Source organism: Belnapia sp. F-4-1 (genome assembly GCF_000802185.1).
Classification (GTDB): Bacteria; Pseudomonadota; Alphaproteobacteria; order Acetobacterales; family Acetobacteraceae; genus Belnapia.
In genome coordinates, this window is sequence record NZ_KN676113.1 from 3,482,068 (window position 1) to 3,498,849 (window position 16,782).

The following is a 16,782-nucleotide window of genomic DNA, read 5'->3' on the forward strand; positions in this document are numbered from 1 at the left end:
GCCGCTCGCCTGTTGTGTCGCCAGTCGAGGCGGGCAAACGCCATGGGAATCGCAATACGTGTCACAGAAGAACGAAATACCGTCCTCCGACGATACTGAAGCGGTTCCTGTCTTGGAGGAAAAGCTGAGCATCCACCGCCGCGAGGTGGAGACCGGGCGCTTGCGCGTCCGTCTCCGCACCGAGACGGAGGAAACCCAGCTCCATGCCGATCTCCGCTCCGAGGCGATCGAGGTCGAGCGCATCCCCATCGGCCGCCAGCTGGCCGAGGGCGAGGTGCCGCCCGGACCGCGCGAGGAGGACGAGGGCAGGGTGCTTGTCATCCCCGTCTTCGAGGAGGTGCTGGTCGTCGAGAAGCGCCTGGTGCTGCGGGAGGAAATCCGCCTCCACCGCACCAGCGCCAGCGAGTCGGTCGAGACGCCGGTCACGCTGCGCCGCCAGCACGCCGAGATCGAGAGGCTGCCGCCTCGAACCACTGAATGAACAGGGAAGCCAAACGCATGAGCAACCGCACCATCACTGCCGTCTTCGATTCCGCCGCCGAGGCCGATGCCGCCTCCCGCGATCTCGCCACCAAGGTCGGGGGCGTCCGCGCCGCCGTCTTCACCAATGCCAACCAGACCGGCGAATTCGACCAGCTCGGCATCGCCGGCCCCGACCGCAGCGTGCTCGAGGAAGCGATGCGCCGCGGCAGCGTCGTCCTCTCCGCCACCGTCCCCGAGGACCGCTTCGCCGCCGCTGCCGACGTGATCGAGGCCTCCGGCGCCATCGACCTCGACAGCCGTGAGGCAGAATGGCGCGGCGCCGGCTGGAGCGAGGACAACATCGCCGAGAGCGGCAGCATGACGACCGCGACCGCCCCGGCGACGCCGCAGCAGGCGACCATGGGCCGCGCCGACCTCGCCGCCAATGCCGGCACCCCGACCGCCGCCACCACCACCACCGGCATGACCGGGGGCATGGCGACGGGCGCATCCACCGGCGCCACCGGCCTCGCCGCAGGTCGCGAGGAGAGCATCCCCATCGTTGAGGAGCGCCTCCGCGTCGGCAAGCGCGAGACTGCGCATGGCCGTGTCCGCGTCCGCTCCTATGTCGTCGAGACGCCCGTGCAGGAGCAGGTGACGCTGCACCAGGAGCATGTGCAGGTCGACCGCCGCCCGGTTGATCGCCCGGTGGAAGCCGGCGCCGACGCCTTCCGCGAGCGGACCATCGAGGCCACCGAGACGGCCGAGGAAGCGGTCATCGCCAAGGAGGCTCGGGTGACGGAGGAAGTCGTCATCCGCAAGACCGCCGATGACGAGACCCGTACGGTGCAGGACACCGTCCGCCGCACCGAGGTGGAGATCGAGGACGACCGCCAGGTCGGCGCCCGCGGCACGGGCACGACCACTGGCACGACCACCGACACGACCACTGGCACGCCTCGGAACCCCACTCGCTAACCTAACGGGCGAGTTGGGCAGCGCGCTTCACCAGCGCGCTGCCCGGATCGGCGAGCGGCTCGAGCACGGTGAAGTGGTCGAGCCCCGCCAGCTCTTCGGCGGTGCCGGCCCAATTCGCCGCGAAGTCCCGCGTCTGCCGCCGGAACTCCCCGCTCTCCGCCCCACCCACCACGGCATGCAACACGGCCCCCTCCGGCGGCGCCAGTAGGGCAGGGGACAAGGCCCGCGCCTCCGCCTCGTCGAGCCGCAGCCCGGCCCCGACGCTGGTCCCGAGCAACGGCCACAGCTCGAACACGCCCGAGATCGCCACTCCCCGGGAAACCAGCCCCGCCGGCATCCCCCGCGCCGGCCAGTCCGTCGCCATCAGCATCGCCGTCAGATGCCCGCCGGCGGAATGCCCCATGCCGAGCACCCGCTTGGCGCCGCGCCGGTGCAGCAGCCCCGCCGCCGCACGCATCTGCTCGACGATGGTGCCGAGCGCCACCCGCGGGCACAGGTCATAGGAGGGCACCGCCACCGCCACCCCACGCGCCAGCAGGCCCCGCGCGCAATGGCTGGCGAAGCTGCGGTCCAGCGCCTGCCAGTAGCCGCCATGGATGAACATCGCCACCGGCCAGTCCCCGCCCGGCCCCGGCCGGAACAGATCGAGCCGCTCCCGCTCCTCCGCCCCATAGGCGATGCCCAGCTCCTTCTCCGCCCAGGATTCGCGGAAGGTCGCCGCATCCCGTGCCCAGCCCGCGATAATGGTCCCGCTCTCCGGCACCCGCGCCCGATTGTTGTACTCCGCCTCCGCATCCATCACGCTTGCCCCCGCCGCCCAATCGACGTTATAGGACTGAAATCATAACAGGCGCCCATCACCAACCGGGCGCCGAAGTCCCTCAAACCTTCAATGCCTCAATTGCTTCACCCGTATCCGAGGCAGATCAATCCTTTGCCGGCTCCGCACCGCTTGGCGGCTAAAGCGGATTGAGGGAATTGAAGCGTCGCGGCCGGAGCCCCGCCTGGAACCACGACACCATCGAATAGATGTCATAGACCGGCCTGCCTACCGCCTCGCGCAACGCCGCCGCATAGGGCGGCATGTTGGTGCATTCGAGCACGATCGCGCCCACCTCGGGATGTGCTCCGACCAATGCGCGACCGGCCTCGAGGATGTCCTGCTCGGCGAGGCCGATATCGAGGTCGTCCTTCTCCGCCGCGATCAGCACGCGAAAGAATTCCCGCCCGCCCTCGGTCCCGGCGACGGGCGTATCGGCCGGCACCCCCGCCGCCGCCAGATGCGCCGCCGTCAGCGAGGACCGGCTTACCGTGACGATGCCGACCCGCTGCCCCGGCGGCAGCATCGCCTGCACCCAGGGTACCTGCATCAGCGAGGAGGTGGCGACCGGCACGCCGACCGCCTCCGCCAGCTCGCGCTGGAACAGGGAAAGGAAGCCGCAATTGGTCGTAATCGCCTCCGCCCCCAGCGCCACCAGCTCCTGCGCCGCGGCGATGAAGTCCGGCAGCAACCCGCGCGCGCCCTGAAGCACCACCCGCTCCGGCGTCGCACCCCGCACCACGCGGAACAGCACCGGGAATGGCCAGGTCTCGCCATTGCCCATATCGCCGGGAATGCGTGGAAAACGGGCTTCCAGCATCAGGATGCCGAGCGGCGCGCCATAGATGGATTTGCCGCCGCGCGCGACGCGGCCGAAAGGACTGGTCATGCAGCGAGCCTAGCCCACACCATGTGCGCACCGAAACCGAAAGGAGAGCCGGGATGCTCCGCTGGATATTCGCCGCCTTGCTGGCCCTGCCGCCCACACTGGCTCCCGCCCACGCGGAGGAGCCCTGGCCGAGCCGCCCCATCACCATCCTCGGCGGCTTCCCGAACGGCGCAGGCACCGACATCTACGCCCGCAAGCTGGCCGAGCCGCTGAGCCGCGCCCTCGGCCAGCCAGTGGTGGTGGACAACCGCAGCGGCGCCGGCGGCAACATCGCCTCCGACGCGGTGGCGAAGGCGAGGCCGGACGGCTACCTCTTCCTCCTCGGCACGGCGGGGACGCATGCCATCAATCCCGGCCTCTACCGCAACCTGCCCTTCGATGCCCTGCGCGACGTCACCCATGTCACCCTGCTCGGCGACGTCCCCAACGTGCTGCTGGTCAGCCCGGAGAAGCGGCCGCAATACCGCGGCTGCGAAGACCTGATGGCGGCGGCCCGCGCCCGCCCCGGCGCGCTGAACTACTCATCCACCGGCAACGGCGCCTCGACGCATCTCGCAGCAGCCCAATTCGCCGCGGCGACCGGGATCGAGCTGACCCATGTTCCCTATCGCGGCCAGCCCGGCGCGATGTCGGCGTTGCTCGCCGGGGATGTGGACCTGTTCTTCAACCAGACCGGCCCCTCCATCGGACCGGTGCGGCAGGGCCAGGTGCGCGCCCTTGGCACCAGCACCCTCAGCCCCGTCCAAGCCCTGCCAGGCGTGCCCACCATCGCCGCGGCCTGCAACCTGCCGGGGTTCGAGACCAGCACCTGGTACGGCCTTTTCGCTCCGCCCGGCCTGCCGTCGGCCATCCAGGCGAGGATGAATGGCGAAATCAGCCGCATTCTCTCGACGCCGGAGTTCCGTCAGTGGCTGGTCGAGACCCAGGGCATCACCCCGCCGGACGACCTCACGCCGGAAGGCTTCCGCCGCATCCATGAGCGGGACATCGGCCGCTGGGGCGAAATCATCCGGCAATCCGGTGCCAGCGTGGACTGAACCGCCGAAAATCCCCATGTCGCGGTGCAGTCCAGGTATCCCGATCTCGAATCGTGCCATGATTTGCGGCGTTATCCATCGCCGTATAATCTCGCGTTTCCACCAGCCCCGGGGGCGCGCCGCATGTCATTCCTCGCACCCATTGCCATGCCCGCGCCCCTTACAGCGAGGGCGCTGGAGGCGATCCGCTGCGACATCCTCGCCGCCCGCCTCGCTCCTGGCGAAACCCTGTCGGAGGCCGCCACCGCCGCCCGCCTCGGCCTCGGCAAGGCGCCGGTCCGCGCCGCCCTTGCCCGCCTTGGGGAGGAAGGCCTGGTGCAGGCCGTTCCCCGGCGTGGCTGGGTCGTTTCCCTTGTCACCATCCGCGACATCCACGAGGTCTTCGACCTCCGCCTGCTGCTGGAGCCGGAGGCCGCCCGCCGCGCCGCGCTCAACCCGCTTGCCCGCGCCGATGCGGCGGCGCTGGCGCAGCTCGACGCCGTCTGCGCCGCCGGCTACCGGCCGGAAGCGGCCGAGACCGCCCTCGGCTTCCTCGAGGCGAACCGCGCATTCCACGTCGCCGTTGCGGGGCTTTCCGGCAATGCCCGCCTCGCCCGGCAGGTCGGCAGGCTGCTCGACGAGAGCACACGCATGCTCGTCCTCGGCCTCCGCCGGCGCGACCGCAGCGGCGAGATGGCGCATGAGCACCGCGCCCTGATCGCGGCCCTCGCCGCCGGCGACGCACCGGCGGCCGAGGCGCGGATGCAGGCCCAGGTCAGCGCCAGCCGCGACATGGTGCTGGCCGCGCTCACCGCGCCGGATGCGGCGATCTCGGTGTCCTAGCGGAATCGGGCGAGGCTTCCACGACCCACGGAAACCTCGTCCGGACTCGCGGCCGCGTTGCGCTGCAATGGAACATGACGCGGGGATGATTGGGATGCCGGCCCTGCAACTGACGCTGGAGGCACGGAAGCCAGCCGCTTCGTCGATGGCGTTCACGCGGCCCGAACCGATGAACTCCCGCCTCCGTGCCGCGCTCTGCCTGCGGAGGTCGAATGATGCGCTGGCGCCGTTGGGCATTGGGATTGGGCGTGCCGCTGCTGGCGATCGGCGTCTTTGTCGCGCTGTTCCGCTGGGATTGGCTGATTCCGATCGTGGAAGCACAGGCGAGCGCCAAGCTCGGCCGGAAGGTGACGATCGAGCATTTGCATGTCTCGCTGGGCCGGGTCACCACGATCAGCGCCGAAGGGCTACGGGTCGGCAACCCGCCAGGATTTGAGGACGCGCCGCCCTTTGCGGAGGTGCAGCGTGCCAGCCTCGACTTCGATGTCGGTGCCTATATCGAGAGCAGCGCCATTGTCATCCCTTCGGTGACGCTGGAGCGGCCGCAATTCGAGGTGCTCGGCAAGCCGGATGGCAGCAACAACTACAGCTTCGATCTCGGCGGCGGCTCGTCCACCGCGGGTGGTCCCGGGCCGCGCATTGGCGCGCTGCGGCTGGTGGAGGGCGGGGCGCATGTGGCCATCGCCAAGCTGAAATCGGATTTTCGCGTCACTGCCTCCACCGAGGATCAGCCGGGGGAGGAGCCCCGGCTCGTCGCCCGGGCGCAGGGCACCTATGCTGCGCAGCCGATCACCGCCGAGTTGCGCGGCGGCGCCATACTCAACCTGCGGGACAAGGAACGGCCCTGGCCGATCGGCCTCGACCTTGCCAACGGGCCAACCAAGGTAGGGCTGCGCGGCACGGTGCAGGATCCGCTGGCGCTCGCCGGCGCGGACATACGGCTGGACATCACCGGGCCGGACATGGCGCTGCTGGCGTCGCTCACCGGCATCGTCATCCCGGCGACGACGCCCTTCCGCGTCACCGGCAAGCTCGACTATGAGGCCGGGGCCTTCCGCTTCTCCGATGTGGAGGGCCGGCTCGGCCGCAGCGACCTCAATGGCCGCTTCAGCATCACGCCGGGCGCGGAGCGGCCGGTGCTGGATGCGGATGTTTTCTCGCGCCGGGTGGACCTCGCCGACCTTGGCGGCTTCGTCGGCACGACGCCGGGGCGCGTCGGCACGCCGGGGCAGACGGCGCAGCAGCGCCAGGCCCTCGTTCGGGCCGAGGCCAGCCCGCGCCTGCTGCCGACGCAGCCGATCAGCATCCCCCGCCTGCGGGCGGCGGATATCCACCTGCGCTACAAGGCGGCGGCGATCGAGGGGCGAGGGATGCCTTTCGATAGCCTCGCTGTCACCGCCGATATCGAGAATGGCGTGATCCGCCTGCATCCGGTGCAGTTCGGAATCGGGCGAGGGCGGCTTTCCGGCGACTTCACGCTGACGCCGCTGGAAAACGGCTCGCTGCGGGCCAAGGGCGAGATCGACCTGAGGCGGGTCGACATCTCCCGGCTCATGCAGGCGGCGGGTGCAGGCGGCGCGGGGACGCTCGGCGGCGTGGGCCGGATCGACGGCACCGGGCGCTCGGTCTCGGAACTGCTCGGCAACGGCAATGGCGAGCTGACGCTGGTGACGGTCGGCGGCAACCTTTCCTCGCTGCTGGTCGACCTGTCCGGGCTGCAGTTCAGCAATGCGCTGCTCTCGGCGCTCGGGATACCGGCGCGGACCGAGATCGAATGCCTCATCGCGGATTTCAGCCTGCAGCGCGGGCGGCTCTCCACGCGGACAATGGTGCTGGACACGGAAAGCTACGTGGTGAACGGCGGCGGCACCGCCGACCTCGGCCGCGAGGCGCTGGATCTCTGGATGCGCACCCGCAGCAAGCACTTCACCATCGGCTCGTTGCCGACGGCGATCGGCATCGGTGGGACCTTCAAGAACCCTTCCGTCGTGCCGGAGGTGGGGGAGCTGGTGGCGCGCGGCGGTGCGGCGGTGGGACTCGGCTTGGTCTTTCCGCCGCTCGCCCTGCTGCCGACCATCCAGCTCGGCGTTGGCGAGAACAACCAGTGCGAGCGGCTGACGCGCCGCGCCGGCTGATCAGGACGCAGCGCGGCCGGAAAGGCAGGTCTTCATGAAGTCGCGCCGCGGCTGGCCGCGCAGCTGCTGGCTGGAGGCCTGGGTGGCGCAGCTCCGCATTTTCGCCTGCTGGGCGCGCTGGGCGGGGCTCGGCTCGCGTTGTTGGGCGGCGGCCTCGGCGAGGCCGGGTGCGAGGGTAAGTGCAAGGGTCAAGGCCAGCCAGCGTATCGCGTCGTCTCCGTAACGAACAACGGTGGGGTGCCATGGCTGGCGGCCCGGTTCAACCGAAAAATCAGGTGGGCATGGCGCCGGCATAGGGCTTCGCGCCGGCGCCGGGGCGACCGAAGCCGGTCTGGAAGGCGCGGTAGTCGGCATCGGAGGGGCGGTCCCGCTCAGTGAGCGGCCTGCCGTCGGTGTCGCGGAGGATGCTGCCGCCCTTCAGCCTGTGGACCTCGGCGACGATGGGCGGCTTGGCATCCAGCAGCGCATGGCCGAGTTCATGCAGGATGCAGTTGGCAACTACCCATTCCGCATCTGGCGTCGCATTGCCGCGCTGGACGCCGCCCTGAACGACCTGGCGCATATAGACCTCGCAGATCACCGCCTGCTCCGCCGTGCTGAACAGGGTGGAGCCGGCGGGGCCGAGCGTCACGTCGCCGGTCGCCTTCGAGGCGGCGATGCTCTCCTTTGCCGTGGTCAGCAGGTAGCAGACGAAGTCGCGCGGCTTCGGCTGGCCGACCTTGCCCTCCCAGGTGACGCTGACGCCGCCGAAGGCCGCGACGCCGTTGATGATGGTGGAAAAGTAGCCTTGCAAGGCGGCGGCACAGGCGCGGCGCTTTGTCTCATCGAACATGCCTTCGAGATCGCCCGCCTTGTTGACGAGATAGACGGTCAGCGTCCCAGCCATGCTGTCCTCCTCGATCGGAGCCGGATTGTAATCGGGACGGACGGAATTCCTGCGCTCACCCCCTCGCGAAATTTCGCGAGCCGAAGCTAGGCATGCGGCTTGCTACCCTCGCCAGGGCCAAGGATGGAAGACTGCGATGGAGCCCGATCAGGTGACCATGGAGGCGATCGCCCGCTGGGGCGGCATCGTCCTGCCCAACGAGGCGGCGCGGATCGGCCTCGCCGACAATGCGGCGCTGATTGCGGAGCTCGAGGCGCTGCGCGGCACGATGGGATTCGAGGAGGAGCCGAGCGGCTTCGAGGCCGCGCTGCGCGATTGCAGGGAGCCCGGCCAATGAACGCCCCCGTCGCCGCCGCCGACCTCGCCCTCCTTTCCATGACCGAGGCGGCGGATGCCTTCGCCGCGGGCGAGGTGACCGCCACCGCGCTGGCCGAGGCCTGCCTGGCCCGCATCGCCGCGCAGGACGGCGTGGTGAACAGCGTCATCCGCCTCGACCGCGAGGCGGCGCTGGAGGCCGCCGCGGTGGCGGATGCGGCGCGGCGCGCAGGGCGGCCGCTCGGCAGGCTTGCGGGCGTGCCGATGATGCACAAGGACATGTACTACCGCGCAGGGAGGGTGAGCAGCTGCGGCTCCCGCATCCGCCGCGACTTCCGGCCGGCGGTGACGGCGACGGTGCTGGAGCGGCTGGATGCCGCCGGCGCCATCGACATGGGCACGCTGAACATGGCCGAGTTCGCGCAGAACCCGACCGGCCACAACCGGCATTTCGGCGACTGCCACAACCCATGGAGCCCGGCCTATTGCACGGGAGGCTCCTCTTCGGGCTCCGGCGCGGGCGTGGCGGCGCGCTTCTTCTACGCGGCGCTCGGCTCCGATACCGGCGGGTCGATCCGCCTGCCGGCGACGCTCTGCGGTGTGACGGGGCTGAAGCCGACGCAGACGCGCGTCTCGCGGGCAGGGGTGATGCCGCTTTCCTTCTCCTGCGACAATGTCGGCCCGCTGGTGCGGACAGCGCGGGATGCGGCGCGCTTCCTCGGCGTGACGGCAGGTCACGACCCGCGCGACCCGACCAGCGCCCGCGAGGCGGTGCCGGATTACGAGGCGGCGCTGACGGGCGACATGCGCGGCATGCGCGTCGCGGTCTGCGAGACCTGGTTCCTCGAGGGTGCCGATGCGCCGGTGGTTGCGGCCTTCGAGGCAGCACTCGATGCGTTGCGGGCGCGGGGCGCGGTCGTCACGCGCATCGCCGTGCCGTCGCTGCGCGCGATCAATGCCTATACAGCGCTGATCAGCCGCGTCGAAGGTGCTGCGATCCACGCCAACTGGATGCGCGAGCATCCCGGCGACTACGCCATTCATCTGAGCGCGCGGCTTTATGGCGGCTATGCCTTCCCTGCGCATCTCTATGTCGAGGCGCTGTCGCGGCGCGGATCCTTGCTGCGGCAGTTCGTCGCCGAAGCGCTGACCGGGCATGACCTGGTGGCGACGCCGACGCTGCGGACGCGCGTGCCGACGCTGGCCGAGACGGATATCGACGCCGACCCGGCCAACTGGTCGCGCTTCATGGCGGTGTCCGCCAATACGCGGCCTTTCAACTACCTCGGCCTGCCGGCGGTCAGCGTGCCCTGCGGCTTCGACGACCGGGGCCTGCCGGTTGGCCTGCAGCTGGCCGGGCGGCCCTTCGCGGAGGCGACGGTGCTGCGCGCGGCTGATGCCTTCCAGCAGGAAACGAGCTGGCACCGCAAGGCGCCAGCCCTGTAAGCACGCGGCCCCGCCCCCGCCGGGCGGGGCCTGTCGTGGCAAGGTCAGACGAAGAGCGTGTCGGCCGCGGTCAGGTTGGTGACGTGCGGCAGGAAGACGTTCTCCGCCGTCGCGTCGAAGATGACGAGCGTGCCGGAGACCCCGCCCTCGCTCGCCGCGATCATGTGCATCTTGGCCTCGTCGAAGCCCTCGAACCGCAGCTTGTCGGTGCCGGCGGTGAAGTTGGCGATCACCATGTCGCCGTCGCCATGCTGCACGGCGAAGACATCCTTGCCCATCGTCCCGCTGAAGGTGGCGCCGAGCCCATCCGCCGTCTTGGTGAAGCGGAAGTCGTCCGGGCTGTTGATCTTGAAGGTCGAGTGATGCTTGCCGAGGGTGGCGTCGTTGAAGCTGGCGTCCTCGACATAGAGGTTGCGGTCGCCGCTCGGGCCCGCCGCGTCGTTCAGGAAGCGGACGGTCAGCTTGTGGTCGCCGGCGCTCCAGTCGCCCTTGATGGTGATCTTGTCCTCATTGCCTGAGCCATGCAGCGCGCCTGCCGTCAGCGTGCCGCCGACCTGCTTGCCGTCGATGAACAAGCTGTACTGCGCGTTGCCCTGCCAGGCATCCTGGCTGATCTTCAGCACCAGGCTGTCGGCGCCGGCGCCGATGGTCTTGACCACCGCAGTGCCCGCGCCCGGGCCGGGGCTCGGAGCCGGGGTGGCGGCGCCGTCGGTGAAGGCGAAGTCGACCGGGCCTTTCTTCAGCAGGTCGGCGGTGCCCTTGGCGAGCGCCGTGCCGTTGTAGGTGATGCCGTCGACATGCAGGTTGCGATCGGTCGCGGCGGTGCCGCCCCAGGCGTCGTTGAGAAAGTTGACCGTGACCTTGTGCGCGCCGGGCGCCCAGTCGCCCCTGACGGTGATGACGTCGTCCTGGCCGGCGGCATGCGAGGCGCTGGCGGTCTGGGTGCCGCCGATCTGCTTGCCGTCGACGCTGATCGTGTACTGCGCGCTGCCCTTCCAGGCGTCCTGGCTGATCTTGAGCACCAGGCCGTCGGCGCCGGTGCCAATGGTCTTGACGATGCCATTGTCCGGAGCAGGCTTGGGCGGCGTCGGCCCGGGCGGCGTCGGAGTGGGTGTCGAGCCCGAGCCCTTGGCGAGATCGGAGACGATGCCCTTCATCGAGTCCGCCAGCCGGTCGGCGACGAGCATGGCGTCCTGCTGGCCCATATGGCTGCTATGGGCATAGCCGTCGCCATCCATGCGGAGGCCGCTCATCGCCGTGCTGTCGAAGCTGGCGTTGAAGGAGGCGTCGGCCGAGAGCTGGCGCATGCCGGCCTGGATGTTGGCGGGGCTGTTCCCCTGGGCATAGGCGTAGGGGACATAGGTGAAGACATAGGGCGTGGTCGAGGCGTCCTGGCCGAGCGCGGAGCGCACCAGCGCGGCGTCGGTCTTCACCTCGGAGACCCAGTTCGCCGTCGTGACGCCGCCGGTGTTGCCGTCATACTCGTTGTGCATCCAGAGCGTGACGGTCGGGTTGTTCTTGATGTCGGCCGGCTCGGCCTTCACGTAGTTCAGCAGGCCCTGCTGCTGGCCGTCGGTGTCCCATTTGAGGAAGGCCGTACCGGAATAGATCGTCGAATTCTTGTCGCCGTAATGCTGGATGAGGTTGACGTTGACGCCCGGCAGGCTGGCTTCGAGTTGCTTCTCCAGGTCCCGCGCCCCACCATTGGCGACGAACAGGAGCGCGTTGCTCTGGCCCCGGATGAGGATGTTCACGTCGGTCGTCATCGTTCCGTCCGTTCTGCCCCGCAAAGGGGGCGGCCCACGGAGGGCCCTGTGGAAGAGGCCCCCTGGCCTCCAGGAATGTTCCTGGTGCCAAACCCTCACGGCACCGTGAGTGTTGGTATATCGCATTCACGGAGTTTTGCACATTAAATCGCTCTTTGGTTGAGATCCGATGGGGCGGCTGCTCAACGGGTGAAGTTCGGAACGGGTCTACTAGCCGCGCAAGGCCTTGATCTGGCTTGGATAACTTGACGGATCGACCCGCACGTCGAGCAGCACCGGCCCGGATGCCCCAAGGGCCTCGGCGAGGGCCGCGCGGTATTCCGCTTCATTGCCGGCCCGCAGGCCGGTGCCGCCCAGCGCCATGAAGGCCGTGGCGAAATCGGCCTCCGGCCAGCCGAGCGCCGCCTCCGGAATGCTGCGTCCGTCCTTCTTGATGTCGATCAGCGAGAGCGTCGCATCATTGAAGACGATGACGGTGAGGCGGGCGCCGAGCACCGCCGCCGTCGCCAGCTCGCCGAGCGCCATCAGCAGCCCGCCATCCCCGGTGAAGGCGACGGCGCCGCGCGCCGGGTCCAGTATCGCCGCGGCGATGGCGGCCGGAAGTGCGAAGCCCATGGTGGCGAGGCCGTTCGAAATCAGCAGGTCGCCCGGGTGGCTGGCCTCCCAGAAGCTGGTGCAGGGGAACATATGAGCTCCGGCATCGACGGCGATGCGCGGTTCCGCCCCGGCCTCGCGGCAGGCGGCCTGGGCGAGCTCCACCACCGCCTGGGGCGAAAGGCCGCGGTTGCCGCTCGGGCCGTTGCCGAGCGACTCGCGCCAGCGCCGGCGGTGCCTGGCGATGGCCTCCGGCGCCCAGGCGCTGCGTGGCGCGTCCAGCGCGGCGAGGGCCGGGGCGAGGGGGCCGTGCAGCGCCACTTCCGGCGCGTGGTAGGCCAATGGCCGCGGCGCCGTCGCCAACTCGATGATGGGCGCGGCGTAGCGCCAGGGCTGCGGGATGAATTCCACCGGATCGGCACCGGCGAGGATGATGCAGTCCGCCTCGGCCAGGACCAGCGCCTCGGCCGCTCCGCCGGTGAAGACGCCGGCGAAGAGCGGGTCGGAATCGGGCACCACGCCCTTGGCCTTGTAGGTGACGAGGGCCGGGCAGCCGAGCCGGGCGATCAGGCCGCGGAGCGCGGCGCAGGCGGCGGGCTCCGCGGCCTCCAGCCCCGCGATCAGTACCGGGTGGCGGGCGGCCGAGAGGATCCGGTTCGCTTCGGAGAAGGCCGCGCCCCGGACGAAGCTGGGCGGCGCGGCATCGGCGAGCGGCGGGGGCAGGGCCGGGGCGCGGGCCGCGGCGGCGGAGAGCTCCAGCAGCACCGGGCCGCGCGGTGCCTGCATGGCCAGGGCGAGGAGGCTCGCGGCCATCACCCCGGCGGCGGCGCCTGGTTCCACCGCGCGCGCCGCTCCCTTGGTTACCGGCGCCAGCAGCGCGGCGTGGTCGAAGAACTGGTGATTGACGAAGGCGCGTTCGGCGCCGGTGAAGCCATCGGCCAGCAGCAGCACCGGGGCGCGGTCGAGGCTCGCCTGGGCCATGCCGTTGGCGGCGTTGGAGACGCCGGGGCCACGCGTCACGAGGGCGACGCCGGGCCGGCCGGTCAGCTCCGCCTCGGTCGCCGCCATGATGACCGCAGCCGTTTCCTGGCGCGCCAGCACGAAGCGGATGCCGCGTGCCGCGGCCGCCTCGATCAGCGCAAGGCTCGATCCGCCGCCGGGCACGCCATGGATGCGCTTTACCCCTGCCGCCGCCAAAGCTGCGGCCACCGCCTCCGCACCTGTCATCATTTCCACCCTTCCGGAACGAGGCGATCCTAGGGCCGTCCTCGGCTGGCGCCAAAATCGCCCTGATCTGGGCGGGGCTGGCCATGGGTTGGGCAGAACGGTAGCCGCATGGGCAAAACATCGCGGCGGGGCGCTTGCGGCGGAGCCATGGTCCGTGCTGCTTTCCAGGAACGGGAACGCAGAATGGGGGCCGCATCGTCCGTGTCGCAGGCTAGAATCGCCGCTTTCGACGAAATGCGGGCAGAGGACGGCATCCGGGCCGCCTATGCCGAGATCGATCGCTGGCTCCGCGCCACCCCGCGGGAGCAGCTGGACGCCAAGCGCCGGGAGGCGGAACTGCTCTTCCGACGCATCGGCATCACCTTTGCCGTCTATGGCGAGGGTGGTGACCCGGAACGGCTGATCCCCTTCGACATCATCCCCCGAATCATCGCACGGTCGGAATGGGAGCGCATGGCGCTCGGCCTCAGCCAGCGGGTGCGGGCGCTGAACGCCTTCCTCGCCGATGTCTATGGCAAGCAGGAGATCCTAAGGGCCGGCCGCATCCCGACCGCGCTGGTGCTGCAGAACGAGGGCTACCGCGCGGAGATGGTGGGCATCGTCCCGCCCGGCGGGGTCTATACCCATGTCGCCGGCATCGACATGGTGCGCACCGGGCCGGACGAATTCTACGTGCTCGAGGACAATTGCCGCACGCCCTCCGGCGTCTCCTACATGCTGGAGAACCGCGAGGCGATGCTGCGGCTCTTCCCCAAGCTCTGCGCCCAGCACCGCGTGGCGCCGGTCGGCCGCTACCCGGAGGAACTGCTGGAGACGCTGAAGGCCGTTGCCCCGCCTCAGGCCGGGGCCGAGCCCTGCGTCGTGCTGCTGACGCCCGGCCCCTACAACAGCGCCTATTACGAACACTGCTTCCTCGCCGACGAGATGGGTATCGAAGTGGTGGAGGGCGCCGACCTCTGCGTCGAGGACGATGTCGTCCACATGCGCACCACGGCGGGACCGCGGCGGGTCGACGTCATCTACCGGCGGATCGACGACGAGTTCCTCGACCCCAAGGCCTTCCGCGCGGACAGCCTGGTCGGCGTGCCGGGGCTCATGGCGGCCTACCGCGCTGGCAATGTCGCGCTGGCCAACGCGCCGGGGGCGGGGATCGCCGATGACAAGGCGGTCTATCCCTATGTGCCGGAGATGGTGCGCTTCTATCTCGGCGAGGAGCCGCTGCTCGCCAATGTTCCCACCTATCTCTGCGACCGTGACGAGGACCGGCGCTACGTCCTCGCCAATCTCGACAAGCTGGTGGTGAAGCTCGCCAAGGGCTCGGGCGGCTACGGCATGATGATCGGCCCGCATGCGACGCGGGACGTGCTCGAGGAATTCCGCGCCCGCATCCTGGCCCGGCCCGGCGACTACATCGCGCAGCCGACGCTGGCCCTCTCAACTTGTCCGACAGTCGTCGAGCAGGGCATTGCGCCGCGCCATGTCGACCTGCGGCCCTTCATCCTCTCGGGCCGGGAAATCCGCATCGTCCCCGGCGGGCTGACGCGCGTCGCCATCCGCGAGGGCTCGCTCGTCGTCAACTCATCGCAGGGGGGCGGAACGAAGGATACCTGGATCCTTGAGGACGAGGGGCCGGGCGAGGCTGCCTTCCAGTCGCAATCCCAATCGGCGCAGTCGCAATCGCAATCCCAATCGGCGGGCGGCTGATGCTCAGCCGCACGGCCGACAACCTCTTCTGGCTGGCGCGCTACACGGAGCGGGCCGGCAATGTCGCCCGCGGCCTCGGCGTCGCTTCGCGCATGGCGGCGCTCACCGCGCGGCTGGGAGCGGAGACGGAGGAATGGCGCTCGCTCGTCACTGCCTCCGGCGGCGATGCCAGCTTCTACCGCAAGTACGAGGCGCCGACGGCCGATTCCGTCGTCCATTGGCTGGTTTTCGACCCGGAGAACCCCTCCGGCATCCTCTCCTCCATCGAGGCGGCACGGCGCAACGCCCGGGCGGTGCGCACGGCACTGACCGTCGACATGTGGGAGGCGCTGAACGATACCTGGAACCATCTCCGCGCCCTGCCGCCCGAGGCGATGGAGGGCGAGAAGCTCGCCGACTTCCTGGGCTGGGTGCGCGAGCGCGTCACGCTCTTCAACGGTGCGGCGCATGACACCATGCTGCGCGACGAGGCCTGGCGCTTCGTCCATCTCGGCACCATGCTGGAACGTGCCGACAACACCGCGCGGCTGCTCGACGTGAAGCACAACCTGCTGACGGCGGAAGCCGAGGGCGCGGTCGACTACGTGCAGTGGCAGGCGGTGCTGCGCTCCGTCTCGGCGCTGCGCTCCTATCAGTGGATCTACCGCGACCGGCTGAACCCGCGCCGCATCGCCGAGCTGATGATCCTCCGCCCGGAGCTGCCGCGCAGCCTGATGGCCTGCCTCGCCGAGGTGGCGGAGACGCTGGAGGCGATCGCGCTCGGCCAGGGCGGGCGGCGTGGCGAATGCCACCGTCTCGCCGGCACCTTGCAGGCGCAGCTGCGCTACGGGCGGATCGACGCCATCATGGAGGAGGGGCTGCACGCCTTTCTCACCACCATGATCGAACGCGTCGCGGCGCTCGGGGGCGAGATCGACGCCTTCTACATCCGGCATTGAGCACGCGATGACCTATTGCGTCGGACTGCACCTGCGCGAGGGCCTGGTCCTGCTCTCCGACACGCGGACCAATGCCGGCGTCGACAACATCTCGACCTTCGGCAAGATGCAGGTCGAGGAGATTCCGGGCGAGCGCGTGCTGGCGATTCTCTCGGCCGGCAACCTCGCCATCACCCAGGCGGTGTGGAACCGGCTGCAGGAGGGCGTCTCCCTCGGCGGCGAGACGCTGACCTTGCGCAGCGCGCCCAGCATGTTCCGCGCGGCGCAACTCGTAGGCCAGGCGGTGCGCGAGGTCTATGCCGCCGACGGGCCGGCGCTCTCGGCGCATGGCGTCGGCTTCGACATCTCGCTGATGCTCGGCGGGCAGATCGCCGGCGGGCCGCCGCGGCTCTTCCTCGTCTATGCGGCGGGGAATTTCATCGAGGCGACCACCGACACACCCTTCCTGCAGATTGGCGAGCACAAATACGGCAAGCCGATCCTCGACCGCGTCGTCGGCTTCGACACACCGCTGATGGATGGCGTGAAGCTGGTGCTGATCAGCATGGACAGCACGCTGCGCTCCAACCTCACCGTCGGCATGCCGATCGACCTGCTGCTCTGCCGGACGGACGGCTTCCGGGTGACGCTCAGGCGGCGGATCACCGAGGAGGATCCGTATTTCCGCGCGGTGTCGGAAGGTTGGTCGGGGGCGCTGCGGAATGCCTATATGGCCTTGCCGCGGCCGGACTGGCTGGCGGAGGCCGCAGCGGGGGAGTAGCCT

General features: G+C 69.8%; 16 protein-coding genes. 10 read left to right on the top strand and 6 right to left on the bottom strand.

The features are described 5' to 3' along the window. The first annotated feature begins 58 nt into the window (after positions 1-58). Both LH62_RS16515 and LH62_RS16520 read left to right on the top strand, forming a co-directional pair. Positions 59-481 carry a YsnF/AvaK domain-containing protein gene (locus LH62_RS16515; RefSeq protein ID WP_043363085.1) on the top strand — a complete coding sequence of 141 codons (423 nt, stop codon included), beginning with the start codon at positions 59-61 and terminating at the stop codon, positions 479-481. Between the two features lie 17 nt (positions 482-498). Next, positions 499-1,440: a YsnF/AvaK domain-containing protein gene (locus LH62_RS16520; protein WP_043363088.1), complete on the top strand. Its 942-nt coding sequence runs from the start codon at positions 499-501 to the stop codon at positions 1,438-1,440. A 1-nt stretch (position 1,441) separates the two neighbouring features. On the opposite strand, the gene LH62_RS16525 is transcribed toward LH62_RS16520, so the two are convergent. Continuing rightward, the gene (locus tag LH62_RS16525; protein WP_043363090.1) at positions 1,442-2,239 is read right to left on the bottom strand and encodes an alpha/beta hydrolase; all 798 of its coding nucleotides are present in this window, start codon (positions 2,237-2,239) and stop codon (positions 1,442-1,444) included. A 160-nt stretch (positions 2,240-2,399) separates the two neighbouring features. Then, positions 2,400-3,149, bottom strand: a complete 750-nt coding sequence (locus LH62_RS16530) for an aspartate/glutamate racemase family protein (RefSeq protein ID WP_043363092.1) — start codon at positions 3,147-3,149, stop codon at positions 2,400-2,402. A gap of 53 nt (positions 3,150-3,202) precedes the next feature. Between LH62_RS16530 and LH62_RS16535 the strand changes: the two genes are divergently transcribed. The 3 genes from LH62_RS16535 (at position 3,203) to LH62_RS16545 (ending at position 7,143) form a co-directional block, all read left to right on the top strand. After that, complete coding sequence (locus tag LH62_RS16535; RefSeq protein WP_043363094.1) at positions 3,203-4,186, top strand: tripartite tricarboxylate transporter substrate binding protein; 984 nt, start codon at positions 3,203-3,205, stop codon at positions 4,184-4,186. A 123-nt stretch (positions 4,187-4,309) separates the two neighbouring features. Beyond that, a complete protein-coding gene (locus LH62_RS16540; protein ID WP_052214586.1) occupies positions 4,310-5,008 on the top strand; it encodes a GntR family transcriptional regulator in 699 nt (232 codons plus the stop codon). 212 nt (positions 5,009-5,220) lie between these two features. Next, the gene (locus LH62_RS16545; RefSeq protein WP_043363099.1) at positions 5,221-7,143 is read left to right on the top strand and encodes an AsmA family protein; all 1,923 of its coding nucleotides are present in this window, start codon (positions 5,221-5,223) and stop codon (positions 7,141-7,143) included. Here the strand turns inward: LH62_RS16545 and LH62_RS31175 are convergent, their stop codons facing one another. Both LH62_RS31175 and LH62_RS16555 read right to left on the bottom strand, forming a co-directional pair. Then, positions 7,144-7,335 (bottom strand): PsiF family protein, encoded by a 192-nt coding sequence (locus LH62_RS31175; RefSeq protein WP_052214587.1) that lies wholly within the window; start codon positions 7,333-7,335, stop codon positions 7,144-7,146. It lies immediately after the preceding gene. Between the two features lie 79 nt (positions 7,336-7,414). Next, positions 7,415-8,029, bottom strand: a complete 615-nt coding sequence (locus tag LH62_RS16555) for a hypothetical protein (protein WP_043363101.1) — start codon at positions 8,027-8,029, stop codon at positions 7,415-7,417. A gap of 136 nt (positions 8,030-8,165) precedes the next feature. On the opposite strand from LH62_RS16555, the gene LH62_RS16560 reads away from it, so the two are divergent. Further along, positions 8,166-8,366 carry a hypothetical protein gene (locus LH62_RS16560; protein ID WP_052214588.1) on the top strand — a complete coding sequence of 67 codons (201 nt, stop codon included), beginning with the start codon at positions 8,166-8,168 and terminating at the stop codon, positions 8,364-8,366. Then, positions 8,363-9,790, top strand: a complete 1,428-nt coding sequence (locus tag LH62_RS16565) for an amidase (protein WP_043363102.1) — start codon at positions 8,363-8,365, stop codon at positions 9,788-9,790. The genes LH62_RS16560 and LH62_RS16565 overlap by 4 nt, the downstream gene beginning before the upstream one ends. Positions 9,791-9,834: 44 nt before the next feature. Here the strand turns inward: LH62_RS16565 and LH62_RS28490 are convergent, their stop codons facing one another. Together LH62_RS28490 and LH62_RS16575 are read right to left on the bottom strand one after the other, a co-directional pair. Then, a complete protein-coding gene (locus LH62_RS28490; RefSeq protein WP_052214589.1) occupies positions 9,835-11,556 on the bottom strand; it encodes a carbohydrate-binding domain-containing protein in 1,722 nt (573 codons plus the stop codon). A gap of 210 nt (positions 11,557-11,766) precedes the next feature. Continuing rightward, the gene (locus LH62_RS16575) at positions 11,767-13,380 is read right to left on the bottom strand and encodes a thiamine pyrophosphate-binding protein (protein ID WP_043363105.1); all 1,614 of its coding nucleotides are present in this window, start codon (positions 13,378-13,380) and stop codon (positions 11,767-11,769) included. Positions 13,381-13,611: 231 nt separating this feature from the next. Here LH62_RS16575 and LH62_RS16580 point away from each other — a divergent pair, with 231 nt between their 5' ends. Genes LH62_RS16580 through LH62_RS16590 form a run of 3 tightly spaced genes read left to right on the top strand, consistent with a single transcriptional unit; the run spans position 13,612 to position 16,779 of the window. Further along, the gene (locus LH62_RS16580; RefSeq protein WP_043363106.1) at positions 13,612-15,081 is read left to right on the top strand and encodes a circularly permuted type 2 ATP-grasp protein; all 1,470 of its coding nucleotides are present in this window, start codon (positions 13,612-13,614) and stop codon (positions 15,079-15,081) included. Then, positions 15,081-16,019, top strand: coding sequence for an alpha-E domain-containing protein (locus LH62_RS16585; RefSeq protein WP_043363108.1), 939 nt, complete (start codon positions 15,081-15,083; stop codon positions 16,017-16,019). The genes LH62_RS16580 and LH62_RS16585 overlap by 1 nt, the downstream gene beginning before the upstream one ends. A 7-nt stretch (positions 16,020-16,026) precedes the next feature. Beyond that, the gene (locus LH62_RS16590; RefSeq protein ID WP_043363109.1) at positions 16,027-16,779 is read left to right on the top strand and encodes a proteasome-type protease; all 753 of its coding nucleotides are present in this window, start codon (positions 16,027-16,029) and stop codon (positions 16,777-16,779) included. Positions 16,780-16,782 lie beyond the last annotated feature (3 nt).